The following is a 16219-nucleotide window of genomic DNA, read 5'->3' as shown; positions in this document are numbered from 1 at the left end:
AGAACAAGCGCCTCCCGTCGCACGAATCGACGGGAGGCGCTTCGTTTTTACTTTCCGTCGGCGGATTCCTTGGCCAGGGCCTGCTTGTGGCTCTGGGCGTCGGAGGGCCGGGTGTCGAAGTCTCCTCCGGCGGGCAACTGAAGGATCAGGTCGCGCAGGACCATGACCTTGGCCTGTCCTGTGGCCAGCTTGGCCGCCAGCACGTGTCCGCCCAGGTCGGCCCCGTCGCGCACGAAGTGGATGTGCCAGCCCGGAACCGCCAGCGTGCCGGATTGAGGCGGGCAGTAGATGGCCACCATGGTGCCGGTGACGTTTTCGAGCTTGCGGACCTGCTGCTTTTCCAGGGCCTTGGCCAGGGTGGGAAACGGCGGGGATGAAGGCGCGACGCTGCGGATGGTGATGGAGTCGAACGTGCCGTGCAGACGGACGGCCGCGAATACCCGGGGCGAGGGGAGGGTCGCCTCCAGGGTCTTGGAGAGGTCGGCCAGGGAGGCTTGGTGTTCCACCGTCACGGTTTGTTGGGGCTTGAAGAACACCACGGCGGCGAAGGGGGTTTCCTCGTTCCGGGAGGGTTGTTCCAGAGTGCAGTCGGCTTTGGCCCGGTAGAACACGCCGTTGAGCAGGATCATTTCGCCGTTCAACCCGTCGTAGGTGCCAAGGCCCATGTCGCCCTTGCGGGAGAGCTCGGCCAGGGACATTTGTCCATCGAAGACACCGGCCGACAGGGCTTCCAGCGTGGAATACTGCTGGAGCGCGGGATCGGACGGAGCGGGCTGGCGCGTGCAAGACAACAGCATGAGGATGCAAAAAAGGCAGCAAAGACGACGCATGGTCATGATACCCTCACAAAAGTGCTCGGCGGGCGGGCCGGTCCCCGCCGCCAGTTGGGAAAGAACGAAGCGCCGGGAAGAAACTCGTGTCCGCGAGCTTCAAGGCATTTGTTCGGCTTGCCTTTTCCGACGTGCTTCCGCCTGAAAAGGCAATACGCTAATCCATCGGGGCGCAACAACACCCTTTTTTGACGAATCGAAGGAAGGGGGGAAGGCGTGTTCGTTCGCAATGCCGCCGTGGTCGCGCCCGGGCGCCCCCTGTTTCGGACCGAGCTTGACGGATCTGAACAAGTGTTGGACAAACTGTCGCGCCGGTCAAACACTCGCCTTGCAGACGAAAAACATCCCGCGCCGAGCCCTGCCCCAGCCCGGCCGTTCGTCCGTCACCGCCTTGGCGCGAAGCCGCAAGCACCCGCCCCGGGTCCGGCTTGGCGCGCGTCCAACCCAGGAGAAGCCGTGAAAAAAACCACCCAGTTCCGCGCCTTGGTCAACGCCCCCGAAATCCTCATGATGCCGGTGGCCCACGATGGACTGTCCGCCCTGGCCATCGCCAAGGCCGGATTCCAGGCCCTGGCCGTGGCCGGGTACGGCACGTCCGGCAGCCTTCTCGGCCTGCCCGACATCGGGCTTCTTACCGCCACCCAGATGCTTTCCCACTATGCCAATATTATCAGTCGGGTGGACCTGCCGGTCATGGTGGATATCGACACCGGGTTCGGAGACGTCAACAATGTGATCCACACCGTGCGCCAGGTGGAGCGGTGCGGCGCGGTGGCCCTGTTTCTTGAGGACCAGACCTTTCCCAAACGTTGCGGCCACATGGCCGGAAAGTCCGTGGTGAGCGTGGACGAATACCTCCCCAAGCTGCGCGCGGCCCTGTGGGCCAGGCAGGACCCGGACTTCGTCATCATGGCCCGTACCGACGCCGCCGGCGTCTACGGCCTGGACGAGGCCATCCGCCGAGCCAGGCTGTACGCCGAAGCCGGCGCGGACATGGTGTTCGTGGAGGCCGTGACCGACGTGGACGCCATGCGCAAGGTCAACGCCAGCGTTCCCGTGCCCAGCATGGCCAACATGATTGAAGGGGGCAAATCGCCGTTTCTTTCCGCCGGAGAGCTTCAGGAGGTGGGGTACGCCGTGGCGGCCTATCCGTGCGCTTCGGTCTTCACTGCGGCCCGGGCCCTGCAACGCTGGGCCGGTTGGCTCAAGGACCACGGAACCACCCAGGGCTTTGCCGGACCCGAGACCATGATGGATTTCGAGGAGTACTTCCGCTTCATCGGGGCCGAGGAGATCCGGCGGCGGGAGGCGCTGTTCTTCGACCGGGAGGAGACGAAGCCGAACCGGGGATGAGGCGGCGCGGTCGCGCCGGCGGAAAGGTCCGGGGGACGCGTCGCGGGCCCGTGAGGCGAACGTCCGGCCGCTTCGTGTCGGAAACGGCCGGACGCTAGCAGCCCGCCCAAAAAGTCGATTCTTGCAGCCTGTTCAAAAAACTTGCTGGCAAGGCGCGAGAAAAAGTCAAGCCCGAAGCGTATTGGGCATTCGTTGAGGGTTTGCTTGTTTTTCGCGGCAACGCAGCCAACAAGGAATTTTCAACAGACTGCTAGGGTTCTTTGTGCCGAGGGAAGCGGCGATGCTACTTGATGTTGACCCAGGTCGCGCCGTCCTGGTTGAAGATGTCGAGCTCCACGGCGTTGCAGATGTTGATGTCCTTGATGATGTACATCATCTTTTCGCGCACGACGTATTTCATATCCCACATGCAGTTTCCGCGGTCATGGGGAACGCTGACCTTGACGCTCCGGTCGGGATGCAGCTTCCATTTGTCCAGCAGGTTGGGGCCCCATTTGTTGGCTCCGGTCGGGGAAAGATGAATCTCTTTGATCTGTTCGTCGGTGTTGTTGACGAACAGGATGAATTTTTCCGCGGCCAGGGACTGCCCGCAGAAGGCTACGACAAGGAACAGGGCCAAGAGGATGCGTTTCATGCTGTCTCCTAAGCGTTCGTAAGGGTTTCTTCCGCGGGCGGAAGCGTTGCTGTCCCTTCCGCCACGAGAGGACCACGGGGTTTTGTGCACCCGCCGCCGGGGCGCGGTCGGTCGGTGTCACGTTGGGAAAAAAACGAACGTGTTTCGGGCAAGGTCTTATACCAGAGTTTTCGTCCTTACCAGAGGCCAAACCCCAGGCTCGCGCCGGGACGTGCGTCACGCGGGCGTTTTGTCGGGGCCGTCGCGCTGCGTTGCGACCGGCCTGCAATGCGAAACGGCCGGTCGCTTTTTCCGAGCGGCCGGCCGTTTTTTTTCTCGCGCGTCGCGCCGGGCCTATTTGGCCCCGCAGCACCGCTTGTATTTCTTGCCCGAGCCGCAGGGGCAGGGCTCGTTGCGTCCCGGTTGGCGTTTGACCCGCACGGGCTCCTTCTTGGCCGGAGCGCTTTCGTCGGTTCCGGAATAGCGCAGGTCCTCGCCGGAGCGTTTGTGCTGGAACTCCTCCTCGCGCACCTCGGAGCGTATCTGCAACCGGGAAAGCTGGCGCACCGTGGATTCGGCGATGATGTCCAGCAGGGCCTGGAACATTTCGAAGCCTTCGCGCTTGTACTCCTGCTTGGGATCTTTTTGGCCGTAGCCGCGCAGCCCGATGCCGTCGCGCAGGTGGTCCATGGCCAGAAGGTGTTCTTTCCAGTGCTTGTCCAGGGCCGAAAGCAGAAAGAAGCGCAAGATCTCGGGATAGTGGTCCGCGGCGGACACCTTGAGGGCTTCGAACCGGTCGAGAATGGCCTGGCGCATGGCATCGATGCCGGGGACCCCCTGGGAGAGGTCGAGCTTGATTCCGAACACATCCTCCAACTGGGCGGCCACGTAGGCCACGGAGTCCGCATCGGTCTGCTTGTTGCCCTCCACCGAGGCGTAGATGCCCTGGAGCATGGCTTCCACGTAGTCGAGCACCTGGGTTTCGGGCTCTTCGGAGGCCATGAGGTGGCGGCGGTTGGAGTAGATGACCTCGCGCTGCTGGTTCATGACGTTGTCGAAGTCCAGAAGCTGCTTGCGTATTTCGAAGTTGTGGCCTTCCACCCGCCGCTGGGCGTTTTCGATGGCCTTGGAGACCATGCGGTTTTCGATGGCTTCGCCGTCTTCCAGCCCCAGGCGGTCCATGATGTTCTTGAGCCGGTCCGAGCCGAACAGGCGCATGAGGTCGTCGTCCAGGGCCAGATAGAAGCGCGATTCGCCCGGGTCGCCCTGTCGGCCGGATCGGCCGCGCAACTGGTTGTCGATGCGTCTCGACTCGTGGCGCTCCGTGCCCAGAATGAAAAGCCCGCCCAGTTCCTTGACGCCTTCGCCCAGCACGATGTCCGTGCCGCGCCCGGCCATGTTGGTGGCGATGGTCACCTTGCCCTTTTGACCGGCCTCGGCCACGATTTGGGCTTCCCGTTCGTGCTGCTTGGCGTTCAGGACTTCGTGGGGCACGCCGGCCTTCTTGAGCATGGTGGAAAGAAGCTCCGACTTTTCGATGGAGATGGTGCCCACCAGCACGGGCTGGCCTTTCTTGTGCAGCTCCTTGACATCGTTGACGATGGCCGCGAACTTTTCGTTCTGGGTTTTGTAGATGACATCCGGGTGGTCGGTACGAACCATGGGTCGGTGCGTGGGGATGACCGAGACTTCCAGGCCGTAGATTTGTTTGAACTCTACGGCTTCGGTGTCTGCCGTGCCGGTCATGCCGCCCAGTTTGTCGTACATGCGGAAGTAGTTCTGGAAGGTGATGGAGGCCAGGGTCTGGTTTTCGCTCTCCACCTTGACCCGTTCCTTGGCCTCCAGGGCCTGATGCAGGCCGTCGGAGTAGCGCCGGCCGGGCATGAGGCGTCCGGTGAACTCGTCCACGATGACCACCTGGTCGTCCTTGACGATGTAGTCCACGTCCCGGGCGTAGAGGGCGTGGGCGCGCAGGCCCTGCAACACGTGGTGCTGCAGGTTGATGTTGGCCGGATCGTAGAGGTTGTCGATGCGCAGAAGCTTTTCGCAGTGCACCACGCCGTCGTCGGTGAGCACCACGGTGCGGGCCTTTTCGTCGATGGTGAAGTGGTCTTCCTTCTTGAGCAGAGGGATGAGAGTGTCGATCTTGGAATACAGGTCCGTGGATTCCTCGGCCGGGCCGGAGATGATAAGCGGAGTGCGGGCCTCGTCGATGAGAATGGAGTCCACTTCGTCCACGATGGCGTAGTTGAGGGGACGCTGCACGAGTTCTTCCTTGTAGAACTTCATGTTGTCGCGCAGGTAGTCGAAGCCGAACTCGTTGTTGGTGCCGTAGGTGATGTCGGAGGCGTAGGCCTGTTGGCGCTCCTCGTCGGTCAGGCCGTGCACGATCACGCCCACGGTGAGTCCCAGGAAGGTGTAGATGGCGCCCATCCAGGCCGCGTCGCGCTTGGCCAGGTAGTCGTTGACCGTCACCAGGTGGACGCCCTTGTCCGACAGGGCGTTGAGCACGGCGGGCAGGGTGGCCACCAGGGTTTTGCCTTCACCGGTCTTCATTTCGGCGATCTTGCCCTGGTGCAAGACGATGCCGCCCAGAAGCTGCACGTCGAAGTGGCGCATGCCGAGCGCCCGTTTGCCGGCCTCGCGCGTCAGGGCGAAGGACTCGGGCAAGAGTTCGTCCAGCGGTCTGCCTTCGGCCACTTCGGCCTTCAGCTCGGCGATGCGGACGGGAAAGGCGTCGTCGGGCAGGGCGGCCACTTGGTCTTCCAGGGCATTGACCTGGGCCACCAGGGGGCGCAAGCTTTTCAGATAGCGTTCGTTGCGCGACCCGACGATCATTTTCAGGATGCTCGACAACATGGATGCTCCTTGGGCCGGGCTGGACCCGGCGTCGCCCGGAACCAGACCGGACGATGGCTGTATTACGCGTTTATGGCTTCCAGCCAGTGCCCCACCGACACGCCGTGCGCGGCGTGGGAGCGCAGCTGGATTACGCAGCCCGAACAGCCGGTGAGCAGGGGCTCGCCCGGTTTCGGGTCATGAAATTTCAGACAGTCGGCCGCCACCCGCGCCGAAAGCTCGGGGGCGGAAAGCTTGAGCGCCCCGCCGAAACCGCAGCACAGGCTTTTTTTTGTCCTGGCCGACAGACGCTCTCCCAGAACCGCAGCCAGGAAATCCCGGTCGTGGCCGCCCTGCGCGCCGTGGCAGGGCGTGTGGTAGAGGACCCTGTCCGGGGCGTCGGCCGACCACGCGAACTCGACAAACCGGGCCGGCCCGGAAAGCGGCGTCAGGGCCGTCAACCAGGCGTCGGCCTCGCCCGGCTCCCAGTCCAGCGGGGCCTTGGCGTAGGACCGCAGTCCGCACCGGCACGTGGCGCAAAACGTCACCACCAGGGGGCGGCCCGCCGCGCGCCAGGCCGCGATATTGGCGCGGCGCATTTCGTCCCGGGCGTCGAGAAGTCCCGCGTGTTCCAGCGTGCAACCGCAACACGTGAAAGCGGGCGCGGGGAGCAGGGCGAAGCCCAGGCCCGTGAGCAGGGCGGCGGCGGTTCGGGTCCAGTCCGGTCGGACGTGGGTTCCCACGCAGCCGGGGAAAAGTACGGCCTTGCGGCCCTGTCCGCAAGGGGCGAAACGCGTGGGCGTAAGCCAGGGCGTGAGCGCGCCGCGCTTGTCCATGGCCTGGAGTCCGGCCGCGTACTCGCCCAGTCGGCCCGGCAGGGAAAAACGCGGCGAGAGTCTGGCCAGGGAGGTCATGACGGGCCAGAGCGCCCCCGCGCCTTCCACCCAGAGCTTCCACAGCCGCGACTCCAGACCGGGATGGGCGGCCCGCAGTTGCGAGAGCCTGTCCGGCGCGCACAGGCCGAAGGGGCAGGCCTGTTCGCACTTGCCGCAGGAAAGACACAACCCGGCCAGGTCCAGGGCGGATTTTTCGTCCAGGGAATCGCGTTTGGCGGCAAGCGTCTGGAGCAGATGAAACTTGGCCCTGGGGGAAAGCTCCTCGCGGCCGGTGACCGCGAACAGCGGGCACGCCGACAGGCAGCGTCCGCAGAGCACGCACGCGGGTTTTTCGGCGCCTTGGGCGTGGGCGGGGGACGGGCCGGCCCGGCGAAGGTCGCGCATCAGTAGGCCTTGCCCGGATTCATGATGCCGCAGGGATCGAACACGGCCTTGACCCCGCGCATGAGGTTTTGCAACGCCGCTCCGGTCTGGCGGGGCAGCCAGTCGAGCTTGGTCAAGCCCACGCCGTGCTCGCCCGAAATGGTTCCGCCAAGCGAGAGGGCCAATTCCAGCACGGCCTGTTTGGCCTTGCCGGCGGCGGCCGCCTGCCCGGGAACGGTCGCGTCGTGGAGCACGTTCACGTGCAGGTTGCCGTCGCCCAGGTGGCCGAAGGCCATGACCGTCACGCCGAGGGACCGGCCGATATCGCGCAGCCCGGCCACGGCCCGTCCCACCTGGCCCCGGGGAACGGCGATGTCTTCGGAAAACTTGTCGGGCGCGAGGGTGAAGGCCGCCTGGCTCACCTGGCGGCGCAACTCCCACAGGGCGTCTTCGCTTTCCGGGGTGCGGGCCTTTTCCAGGGCGGTGGGGCGGTGGGGGGCGAGGGCCTTTTCCAGACGGTCCAGGTCGGCGGCCACGCCCTGCGCGCCGCCGTCCAGGCGCAGGAGCAGGGCGGCCCCGGTGTTCTGGGGCCAGGGGACGGGTCCCAGTCCGGCCAGGGCCTTCAGGGCTTCTCCGGGCAGAAATTCCAGGGCCACGGGCAACACCCGGGCTTGAAACACCGCGCCAACGGCGTCCAGGGCGTATTTTTCGTCGGCGAACAGGACCAGCAGCGAAGCTTGGGCCTCGGGCAGGGGCAGCACCTTGAGCGTGGCCCGGGTGATGAGGCCGAGCGTGCCCTCGCTGCCCACGAAGAGTCGGGTGAAGTCGAGCCCGGCCACGTCCTTGTGACAACGCGAGCCCGGGCGCACGATCTCTCCGCCGGGCAGAACGACTTCCAGGCCCAGGACGTAATCGCGGGTCACGCCGTACTTGACCGCCAGCATGCCGCCTGCGTTGGTGGCCAAGTTGCCGCCAATGCTCGAAAACCCCGCGCTGGCCGGATCGGGCGGGTAAAAAAGCCCCTTGTTCCGGCAGGCCTGTTGCAGGTCGCCGGTGGCCACCCCGGGCTGAACCACGGCCACGAAATCGCTTTCGGAAATGTCCTCGATGGCGCGCATCCTGGCCATGGAGACCACGATGCCGGGGGTCACGGGCACGCACCCGCCCACTCGGCTGGTGCCGCGCCCCCGGGGATAGATAGGAATGCGCTCGGCGTGGGCGAAGGCCAGCAGTTCGGCCGCCTGTTCGGTGGATTCGGGCCGGACCACGGCCGAAGCCCGGCCTTGTCGGCGGCTGGCGTCCGTTCCGAACACGAGCAGCTCCTCGGGGGCGACGGACAACGCGTCTCCCGGAAAAAGGCGCTTGAGCGTGCGAAGTTGCGCGGAGGTGAGGGCGGTATCTCGGGTCATGGTGGTTGGCCTGCGCGGCCGGCGGCGGGAGCCGAAAACGGCCGATCCGACCCCGTGAGGCTGGGCGTGAGAGCTATAAGGCCTGGTTCGGGGTTAGGCAAGGTGGGGGGAGGGAGATTTAGTGGAGCGCCGTGATATCTCATTGATTCCGAGGAGCAAACCAGGGCGTTCGGGGTTTGGCGGGTAACGCAACTATTTTTCAGATTCTTCCCAAGCCCTATAGGGGGGGCGCTCGCCTCGCGCCTGAATACAATGCCTCCCTCTCTTCCCGGCGAGCCGGGATCAAAGACAAGGAGGCAAAACAATGCCGCTGTATTCTCTTGGCTTCACGCCGCACCATGCCCCCGAAGAGTTCTTGGAATTTCCTTCGTTCGAGGATGTGGCGCGGCCGTTGTTTTCAGAACCGCTCCTCATGGAGCATTTTCATGGGCGGCATCACGGCGACCCGCTGGAGCTGAACTTCGGCCCCATGCCCGAAGACTCCGCCTTGCGCCTGCGCTGGCAGGTCGCCCATGAGGTGGGCCAGTACCTGCAACAACGCTTTCGTCCCGTCCTGGCCAGGGAGCAGGGCCGCAAACGCCAAAAGGCTCGCGGCCGCAAGCTGGGCTTGTTGCGCCAGTACGATCCCCTCGCGGAACGGACCCTGCACATCATCGCCCACTTTCTGCGCGGCCTGCCGCCCACCATGCGTCGCCTGGTGGAGCGGGAGCTTAAACAAAACCCCCACGCCTTCATGGCCCTCTATAGCGAAGTGCGCGAGATCGCCGAGGAACACGAGAAGGACCGCCACCGCGAGAAGCGCCGCGCCAAGGCGCAAGAACGTCACGACGCCCCGTCGGAATTCCCGGAGGACGACATCGCCGCCGAGGAGCTCGCCGCCGTCCTGGACCGCATGCGCGCCGGAGAGTCCGACGACGCCGACGTGCTCCGCTTCGTGGAGCTCACCGCCAACCACGCGGCCCTGGACGACTAGCCGGGGCCGTAGAGGAGATATTGCATGTTCGATTCGCAAAACAAACAGTTCCTGGGCGCTGATGCAAGCGGCGCTCAGGGGCAGCCTTTCAACACCTCAACGACATCCTGGCTTCAGGTCTTGTCTGGCCAACAGGACTCGAATTCTCGGGACTCCGCCCAGACAACAACACCTCCTTCCCTTGCTGACGACGCGCTCACGCGGGACTGGAAAAGCACCATGAAAAGCAACTACACGTCCAGCCTGGCTGACGGCGACCCGCTGGACGGCGTGGCCTGGGCCAACCTGGCGCAGATGCAGGCGAAACCCTCCGCAGCCGCAACCGGGGGCGCGGGAGCGGGCAAGGCCAAGGTCGCGACAGATGCGGGAGGAGTCCCTGGGCAAAAATGGGACAGAGAGGCGGCAATACAGCATTTGAACAAGAGTGTTCAACCTGCGAGTAAAGGGAAATGTGCAACATACGTAAGACAAGCCATCGAAGCGGGTGGTGGAATGCGTCTGAATCGCGGTTTAAACTCTGCGGGAGGCAGCGCATATGGCTTTGGCCCTGTGTTAGAAGACGCTGGCTTCAAGCCCGTGCCTTCGGGTACGCCGTACCAAGCTGGGGATGTGGTTGTTATTCAGCAATCTCCGAGGCATCAAGATGGGCACACTGCGATGTTCAATGGGGAGAAATGGATATCTGATTTCGAGCAAAAAGATTTTTACGGCAGCCAAGAATTTAGAGACAAAGAGACACCCTATGTAATTTATCGTAAGCTTTGAACATGTAATTTGTTTTATGTATATTTGCTGCCGGAGCGTGGAAGGGTGCCTTTCACACTCCGGCACAATTCTAAATTCGCTTGGGCAAGGAATGTCAAGTTATTGATCGAACTGGCGAGGGGATAATAATGCAAAAATTGTTTGGCAGAGTAATCTTTTGTCTCTTTATATTGCTATTCTTGTCGTCTCATCCTGTCTATTGTGCAGAGCAAGACCCAGTGCAATTTATTACTGAATTTTATACATGGTATATTTCGCAGCAAAACAGGATGAACGCGAAAAAAAAGCAAGGATATATGCCGTTATGTTTCACAAGAGACTTTAGAAGGAATACGGATAATTCCAGAACGGCCTGGATTTGACGGGACGGATTATTTTCTCAAACTCAGTGACACCCCCGTGGACATGAACGGTGTAAGCATATTGGTTGCTCCGGTAGAAACTCTTGGCCCTGACACTTTAGCGACCGTAGTAACCATAGTCCATGTGGATAAAGTTGGGCATCGTTACCCTGACGGGGTCATTGTTGTTGTCTTGAAAAAAATTAAAGGCAAACTCAGAATATTCAAATGCATCGATGCCTATCCTGAGGCCTGAGTTATTTCAAGGAGAACTGAAGTGGCGACAATACGTTTCATATTGTTTTGTTTGCTTGTCATTGTTATTATGCCTGGGAACACACAGTGCAAATCAAACTTCGCTGAAGATCATGTAAAGGAATTTTATCAGTGGTATATTCATGGCTTTGCAAAGATATCAATTGATAGCGATCTGTCTAGTTATGCCGATGAGTGCGTAGTGAGTGTGCTACGTATCATGTATAATAGGGATTATTTTCATGCAGATTATTTTACAAAGTCACAGGACTGTTGGGACGAATGGCTTGACGTGATGGTTGTTCACAAAGAAATGAAAATCAACGATGAAACAAGCATTGTTCCGATCTCGTTTAAATGGTCAGAGAACCAGCAACACCATCTTCTTGTCTTTGTCAGAAAAGAAAAGGACGGCTGGCGTATAATAAAGGTCTCTGGGACAAAATATTTTTTTGAATAATGTATGCCGCTTTGCCTGCGCAGAATTTTCAAAGAGTGCGGCAAGCAACCTCAGCCTTACCGCTCCATGAGCGCCCGTTCCGCCTCGCGCTTGAGGTCGCGCTCCTTCAGGGCGTCGCGGCGGTCGTGCACGTTCTTGCCCCTGGCCAGGGCGATCTCCAGCTTCACCTTGCCGCGCTTCAGGTAGAGCCTGACCGGCACCACAGTGAGTCCCTTCTGGTCCACCTTGGCCTGCCACTGGTCGATCTGGTGGGCGTGCAGAAGCAGCGGACGCTCACGTTCCGGCTCGTGTTGGGCGTAGCCCGCGTTCTCGTAGGGGCTTATGTGCACGCCGCACAGGGTGGCCTGTCCGCCGCGCAGGCGCACGTAACCGTCCTTGAAGTTCACTTTGCCGGCGCGCAGGCTCTTCACCTCGGACCCGGTGAGCGAGATGCCGGCCTCCAGAAGCTCAAGCAGCTCGTAGAAGTGCCGGGCCTTGCGGTTGACGGCGATGATTTTGACACCCTCGCCAGACTTGGCGCTCACGAGCTTACGCCCTCTTCGGTGTCGAGCAGGGAGAAAAAGAAGCTCAACTGATCCGGGAACTTGCGGAATATGGTGTCGCGCACGAGCTGGTTGGTTCGCCCCACGGTCGGGCTGTCCAGCACATGGCGCAGAAGCCGCTTGCATTCGTCCATGGTGGTCTGTCGGATGATGTGCTTCACCCCGGGAATGTTCTGGGGGTTCATGCTGATGGCGTCCATCTGCATGCCCATGAGGATGGGCACGCAAAACGGATCCGACGCCATTTCCCCGCACAGGTTGCACTCGATGCCGGCCTGGTGGGCGGCGTCCACCACGTGCTTGATGGAGCGCACCACCGAGGGATGCAGCGGCTGGTACAGGTACGACACGTGGCGGTTGGTGCGGTCGATGCCCAGGGAATATTGAATGAGGTCGTTGGTGCCGATGGAAAAGAAGTCCGACTCGCGGGCCAGCACTTCGGCCATCATGACCGCCGAGGGCAGCTCCACCATGATGCCCACCGGCGTCTCGGGGTTGTAGGGCAGGCCGTCGCGCCGCAGTTCCTGCTGGCACTCGCGCAACAGCGCCGAAGCCTGGCGCAACTCCTTGAGCCCGGAGATCATGGGGAACATGACCGAGATGTTGCCCACCACCGAGGCCCGCAAAATGGCCCGCAACTGGGTGCGGAACAACTCCTGGTGCTTGAGGCAGAATCGAATGGCCCGAAGCCCCATGGCCGGATTGGGCTCTTCGAAGTTTCCGAAGTGGCTGGTGAATTTGTCCGCTCCCAGGTCCAGCGTGCGCAGGATCACCCGCCTGGGCGAGAGGATGTCGGCCAAGTCGCGGTAGTGGACGAACAGCTCCTCCTCGTCGGGCAGGGTGGGGCGGTTCATGTAGGCGTATTCGGTGCGGAACAGCCCGATGCCTTCGCCCCCGTTTTCCATGACCTGGGCCACTTCTTCGTAGAGTTCGATGTTGGCCTTCACCTTGAGACGGTATCCGTCCAGGGTCTCGGCGGGCAGGTGGCAGTTGGTGTTGATGGAGGCCCGGTAGGACTCGAACTGGTACTTCAGGTCTCCGTAGCGGGACAGCTCCTCCTCGTCGGGTTCCACGAGGATCTTGCCCTTCACCGCGTCGACGATGACCAGATTGCCGTCCTGCACGTTCTCTTCGAGTCCGGCCACCCCCACGACGGCGGGAATGTTGAGCGTCTTGGCCAGGATGCCCGCGTGCGAGGTCTTGCCGCCCATGACCGTGACGAAGCTCATGACCTTGTCGGTGTTGAGCTCCACGGTGTCGGCCGGGGTCAGGTCGTAGGCCATGAGCACGGCCCGGCTCTCAATGGCCTTGAAATCCACCTTCTGGCCCAAAAGACGCGACTGCACCCGTTCGGCCACCAGGCGTACGTCCTGCAATCGTTCGCGAAAATAGGGGTCGTCCAGGGCCTGGAACACGGCGGCCAACTCGCCCAGGGCTTTTTCCAGAGCCCATTCGGCGTTGATATGCAGGGTGCGCACGTGTTTGAGAGCGGTTCCCATCAGCTTGGGATCGCTCATGATCATGATGTGCGAATCGAGAATGAGCGCGTGGTCCTTGAGCTCGGAAGGCATGCGCTCCCGAATGGAGACCAGTTCCTTCCTGGCCTGTTCGAAGGCGTCGCTCAAGCGCTGGGCTTCGCTTTCCACCAGGGCGGGGGCCAGGGTTTGCCGGGGGACCTGGCCCAGGCTGGACCGGTTGAAAAAGAAGGCCTTCCCGATGGAAATGCCAGCGGAAATCGGAATGCCTGTGAGAGTCGCGAGCGCCATGAGCGGCCTATTGGAACCTGTTTTTGAACATTTCGGCCAGTTGATCCAAGGCCAGGGCCGCGTCCTCGCCGGAGGCCCTCAGCTCGAGATTGGTTCCCTGGCCGGCGGCGAGGGTGAGGATGTCCAATATTGACTTGGCGTCCACGTGCTGTTGGCCCATGACGATGGTCACCTCGGAAGCGAACTGCTGGGCGGCCTGGGCCAGACGCGCGGCGGGGCGGGCGTGGAGGCCTTGCTCGTTGAGCACGCAGACCAGCCGGACCTGAAAATCCTGCGTATGGTCGGCGGCGGTCTGTTGCGTCGTATCGATCATATCGTTCACCAAGAGTCAAACCACCCTAGGATATATGAATCCACAGAAAAAACAAACCGGCGGCCAGGGCTGCGGCCAGCAAGATTTCGCGGTTGAATCGGAAGCGCCCTGTAGCCAGGGAGATCGCGGCCACGGCGGCCACGCCGCCGGTCCAGCCCAGGATGTCGAGGCCGCGCGGCCAGACCAGGGCCCACAACACCACGAGCAGGGCGGCGTTCAAGACCTTGAGCCGGCGTCCCCAGTTGATCATGTCCCAGCGTTTTATGGTCCCCAGGAAGCCGAATCCGTGACGGTATCCCATGAGGAACGTGGCCGCCTTGAAGAAATTGAGCGACAGAAACAGCGTAAGTCCCAGCAGAAAGGCGGCCATCGGCAGCCCGGCCGTGAGCAGGCAGGCCGTGGATAGGGCCCAGAACACCCAGAGACTGCCGCCGAAAAAGGAATCCCCCACGGCCGAGAGGGTGAATCCCACCGTGCTCTTGACTTGTTCGAGCACGGCGGCGGGCATTTCGCCCCGGCTGATGCGCGTTTCCAGGGAAAGGAACACGCCCACGAGAAAGGGGGTCCAGAAGGGGTGGGTGTTGTAGAGCTTGAGGTGGCGGGCCCAGGCCGTGCGGCGTTCGATTTCGTCGGGATACAGGGCCACGAGCCCCGGCTCCATGGCCAGGGCCAGGCCGATGTTTTGCAACCCGCGGGTGTTGAAGGCGGCGCCCACAAAATAGGTGCGGATGAAGGTGGCGGCCAGGATGGACGCGGTGATTCTTCCTGGATTACTCATGATGGGGCCGGGGTCTGGCGGTCAAGCCGCACTGTTTCTTCTGACAAATTGCACGCCAAAACACAAGGTCTTGTCAAATGTCCCCGATCCCTTGAAAAACTGCCGTCGCCTTCGTATGTTATCAAAATTAAGGAATGCATTGGGAGCGTCACATGAGCCATATAAGCGCCAAGACAGTCAAGGAAGACATCGCCCGGGCGGTAGCGAACGCCAAACGCCAACAGGCCTCCAAGGCCTTGTCCTTTGCCAGTCAGGCTTTCGAGGGATTGTCCGAGAGTACGGTCATCGTGGGCCGGGTTCGCTTCGAGGTGGAGGTGCTCTTGGCGGACATGTTGCGCGAGCTCATGCTCGTCAACGAAATCAAGGAGCTGATCAAGGCCAATCTGATTTACAAGCGCGGGACCGAAAAACGTCTGGCCCAGGCCCTGGCCAAGCTCTCCCTGATGCTCATCAATCAGGACAAGGCCGCCAGCGCGGAGCTGGTCCAGGCCAAGCAGCGCGAAATCGACGACGCCTTCGGCAAGGCCCGTCAGGCCTTGAAGGAGGACAATCCGGCCACGGCCAGGAGGTTGCTCAACACGATCTGCGAAAAATATTCCGACGAGCCGGGCATTTTTTCCAAGGCCGGGCAAGTGCTTTCCCAGGCCGGTTTGCACCAGTTCGTGATTCCCTACGCCGAACAAGCCATGGAAAAAAATCCCAAGGACGCCTTGGCCTACTCGCTGGCCGTGGAATCCGCCAAGCGCATCGGGGAATACGGCAAGGCCGAAACCGTGCTGCGCGAGGCATTGCGCTGTTTCGGAGCCCACCCCAAGACCTACGTTTCCCTGGCCAAGGTGCTCTATCAGATGGGACAGTGGGACAAGGCCTACGACGCGGCTCGCTCCGCCTACGACCGGGACTCCTCCCTGGCCGAAGCCAAGGAGATTCTCGACCTCACCGAAAAGAAGGTCATGGGCTGAGTTCGGGGCGCGAAGCCCCTTCCGACGCGTTCGCGGGAGGGCTTTGGCAGCCTGTTAAAACATTCTTGCTGGCTGCGTTGCTGCGAAACGCTCAACCCCTCAACGGATGCCAACTCCGCTTCGGGCTTGACTTTTTCTTGCGCCTTGCCAGCAAGTTCTTTGAACAGGCTGCAAGAATCGACTTTTTGGGCGGGCTGCTAGCCGATGCGCGGGCCAAGTCCCGCCATGATTTCCGCTATGCACTCGTCGACCGTGAGGGTGTTGGTGCGAACATGGGCTTCGGGCGTGGCGGGCGGTTGGTAGGGACTGTCGATGCCGGTGAACTGCTTGAGCGCGCCTTGTCGGACCTTGGCGTAGAGCCCCTTCACGTCGCGTTCCTGGCAGACGCTCAGGGGCGCGTCCACGAAGATTTCGAAGAATTCGCCCGGGGCGAACAAATCCCGCGCCTGTGCCCGGTCCTGGGCCATGGGCGAAATGAACGCCACCAGCACGATCACTCCCGCCTCCACGAACAGGCTGGCGATGTGCGCGGTGCGTCTGATGTTTTCCGACCGATCTTCCTCGCTGAACCCCAGGTCCGAGCTGACCGTGTGGCGGATGGCGTCGCCGTCCAGCAGCATGGTGAGCTTGCCCCGGGCGTGCAGGTGGGTTTCCAGGGCCTGGGCCAGGGTCGATTTGCCCGCGCCGGAAAGTCCGGTGAACCAGATGCAGCAGGGTTTTTGGCCTATCAGGCGGGAGCGGGTCTCTTTTGTGGACATGGGG

15 protein-coding genes are annotated in these 16219 nt (G+C 61.9%); 5 read left to right on the top strand and 10 right to left on the bottom strand.

Annotated elements, in window-relative coordinates:
- Positions 1 to 47: 47 nt before the first annotated feature.
- Entirely contained in the window at positions 48 to 836 is a 789-nt protein-coding gene (gene budA / locus ACYQ01_RS18825; protein WP_459935360.1) for an acetolactate decarboxylase, read from the bottom strand.
- 450 nt (positions 837 to 1286) lie between these two features.
- Between budA and ACYQ01_RS18820 the strand changes: the two genes are divergently transcribed.
- Positions 1287 to 2183 (top strand): isocitrate lyase/PEP mutase family protein, encoded by an 897-nt coding sequence (locus ACYQ01_RS18820; RefSeq protein ID WP_459935359.1) that lies wholly within the window; start codon positions 1287 to 1289, stop codon positions 2181 to 2183.
- A 283-nt stretch (positions 2184 to 2466) separates the two neighbouring features.
- On the opposite strand, the gene ACYQ01_RS18815 is transcribed toward ACYQ01_RS18820, so the two are convergent.
- The 4 genes from ACYQ01_RS18815 to ACYQ01_RS18800 all read right to left on the bottom strand — a co-directional run bounded on the left by ACYQ01_RS18815 (position 2467) and on the right by ACYQ01_RS18800 (position 8302).
- Complete coding sequence (locus tag ACYQ01_RS18815; RefSeq protein WP_459935358.1) at positions 2467 to 2817, bottom strand: hypothetical protein; 351 nt, start codon at positions 2815 to 2817, stop codon at positions 2467 to 2469.
- Between the two features lie 333 nt (positions 2818 to 3150).
- Positions 3151 to 5655 (bottom strand): preprotein translocase subunit SecA, encoded by a 2505-nt coding sequence (gene secA / locus ACYQ01_RS18810; RefSeq protein WP_459935357.1) that lies wholly within the window; start codon positions 5653 to 5655, stop codon positions 3151 to 3153.
- Positions 5656 to 5717: 62 nt separating this feature from the next.
- Positions 5718 to 6914 (bottom strand): (Fe-S)-binding protein, encoded by a 1197-nt coding sequence (locus ACYQ01_RS18805; protein WP_459935356.1) that lies wholly within the window; start codon positions 6912 to 6914, stop codon positions 5718 to 5720.
- Entirely contained in the window at positions 6914 to 8302 is a 1389-nt protein-coding gene (locus ACYQ01_RS18800; protein ID WP_459935355.1) for an FAD-binding oxidoreductase, read from the bottom strand. The genes ACYQ01_RS18805 and ACYQ01_RS18800 overlap by 1 nt, the downstream gene beginning before the upstream one ends.
- Before the next feature lie 304 nt (positions 8303 to 8606).
- On the opposite strand from ACYQ01_RS18800, the gene ACYQ01_RS18795 reads away from it, so the two are divergent.
- The 3 genes from ACYQ01_RS18795 (at position 8607) to ACYQ01_RS18785 (ending at position 11096) form a co-directional block, all read left to right on the top strand.
- On the top strand, positions 8607 to 9275 hold the full coding sequence (locus tag ACYQ01_RS18795; protein WP_459935354.1) for a hypothetical protein: 669 nt from the start codon (positions 8607 to 8609) through the stop codon (positions 9273 to 9275).
- Positions 9276 to 9299: 24 nt separating this feature from the next.
- On the top strand, positions 9300 to 10040 hold the full coding sequence (locus ACYQ01_RS18790) for a hypothetical protein (RefSeq protein ID WP_459935353.1): 741 nt from the start codon (positions 9300 to 9302) through the stop codon (positions 10038 to 10040).
- A gap of 618 nt (positions 10041 to 10658) precedes the next feature.
- Positions 10659 to 11096 (top strand): YqhG/Tai3 family protein, encoded by a 438-nt coding sequence (locus ACYQ01_RS18785; protein WP_459935352.1) that lies wholly within the window; start codon positions 10659 to 10661, stop codon positions 11094 to 11096.
- Positions 11097 to 11152: 56 nt separating this feature from the next.
- Here the strand turns inward: ACYQ01_RS18785 and smpB are convergent, their stop codons facing one another.
- Genes smpB through ACYQ01_RS18765 form a run of 4 tightly spaced genes read right to left on the bottom strand, consistent with a single transcriptional unit; the run spans position 11153 to position 14495 of the window.
- Positions 11153 to 11620, bottom strand: a complete 468-nt coding sequence (gene smpB / locus ACYQ01_RS18780) for an SsrA-binding protein SmpB (protein ID WP_459935351.1) — start codon at positions 11618 to 11620, stop codon at positions 11153 to 11155.
- On the bottom strand, positions 11617 to 13404 hold the full coding sequence (gene ptsP, locus ACYQ01_RS18775) for a phosphoenolpyruvate--protein phosphotransferase (RefSeq protein ID WP_459935350.1): 1788 nt from the start codon (positions 13402 to 13404) through the stop codon (positions 11617 to 11619). Before ptsP ends, smpB begins: the two co-directional genes overlap by 4 nt.
- 7 nt (positions 13405 to 13411) lie before the next feature.
- Positions 13412 to 13717, bottom strand: a complete 306-nt coding sequence (locus tag ACYQ01_RS18770; protein WP_459935349.1) for an HPr family phosphocarrier protein — start codon at positions 13715 to 13717, stop codon at positions 13412 to 13414.
- A 25-nt stretch (positions 13718 to 13742) separates the two neighbouring features.
- Positions 13743 to 14495 carry a PTS system mannose/fructose/sorbose family transporter subunit IID gene (locus tag ACYQ01_RS18765; protein WP_459935348.1) on the bottom strand — a complete coding sequence of 251 codons (753 nt, stop codon included), beginning with the start codon at positions 14493 to 14495 and terminating at the stop codon, positions 13743 to 13745.
- A gap of 152 nt (positions 14496 to 14647) precedes the next feature.
- On the opposite strand from ACYQ01_RS18765, the gene ACYQ01_RS18760 reads away from it, so the two are divergent.
- Positions 14648 to 15457: a tetratricopeptide repeat protein gene (locus ACYQ01_RS18760; protein ID WP_459935347.1), complete on the top strand. Its 810-nt coding sequence runs from the start codon at positions 14648 to 14650 to the stop codon at positions 15455 to 15457.
- Between the two features lie 197 nt (positions 15458 to 15654).
- On the opposite strand, the gene cysC is transcribed toward ACYQ01_RS18760, so the two are convergent.
- Positions 15655 to 16215 (bottom strand): adenylyl-sulfate kinase, encoded by a 561-nt coding sequence (cysC, locus tag ACYQ01_RS18755; RefSeq protein WP_459935346.1) that lies wholly within the window; start codon positions 16213 to 16215, stop codon positions 15655 to 15657.
- Between the last annotated feature and the right edge of the window lie 4 nt (positions 16216 to 16219).

The sequence above is a fragment of the Fundidesulfovibrio butyratiphilus genome (assembly GCF_054657235.1).
The sequence above is the reverse complement of the archived record's forward strand: the minus strand, read 5'-3'. Positions and strand labels throughout refer to the sequence as shown.

What these genes read in the sequence shown, in the direction of transcription:
- budA (WP_459935360.1), bottom strand. Translation starts at nt 836, where the DNA reads ATGACCATGCGTCGTCTTTGCTGCCTTTTTTGCATCCTCATGCTGTTG.
- ACYQ01_RS18815 (WP_459935358.1), bottom strand. Translation starts at nt 2,817, where the DNA reads ATGAAACGCATCCTCTTGGCCCTGTTCCTTGTCGTAGCCTTCTGCGGG.
- secA (WP_459935357.1), bottom strand. Translation starts at nt 5,655, where the DNA reads ATGTTGTCGAGCATCCTGAAAATGATCGTCGGGTCGCGCAACGAACGC.
- ACYQ01_RS18805 (WP_459935356.1), bottom strand. Translation starts at nt 6,914, where the DNA reads ATGCGCGACCTTCGCCGGGCCGGCCCGTCCCCCGCCCACGCCCAAGGC.
- ACYQ01_RS18800 (WP_459935355.1), bottom strand. Translation starts at nt 8,302, where the DNA reads ATGACCCGAGATACCGCCCTCACCTCCGCGCAACTTCGCACGCTCAAG.
- ACYQ01_RS18795 (WP_459935354.1), top strand. Translation starts at nt 8,607, where the DNA reads ATGCCGCTGTATTCTCTTGGCTTCACGCCGCACCATGCCCCCGAAGAG.
- ACYQ01_RS18790 (WP_459935353.1), top strand. Translation starts at nt 9,300, where the DNA reads ATGTTCGATTCGCAAAACAAACAGTTCCTGGGCGCTGATGCAAGCGGC.
- ptsP (WP_459935350.1), bottom strand. Translation starts at nt 13,404, where the DNA reads ATGGCGCTCGCGACTCTCACAGGCATTCCGATTTCCGCTGGCATTTCC.
- ACYQ01_RS18770 (WP_459935349.1), bottom strand. Translation starts at nt 13,717, where the DNA reads ATGATCGATACGACGCAACAGACCGCCGCCGACCATACGCAGGATTTT.
- ACYQ01_RS18765 (WP_459935348.1), bottom strand. Translation starts at nt 14,495, where the DNA reads ATGAGTAATCCAGGAAGAATCACCGCGTCCATCCTGGCCGCCACCTTC.
- ACYQ01_RS18760 (WP_459935347.1), top strand. Translation starts at nt 14,648, where the DNA reads ATGAGCCATATAAGCGCCAAGACAGTCAAGGAAGACATCGCCCGGGCG.
- cysC (WP_459935346.1), bottom strand. Translation starts at nt 16,215, where the DNA reads ATGTCCACAAAAGAGACCCGCTCCCGCCTGATAGGCCAAAAACCCTGC.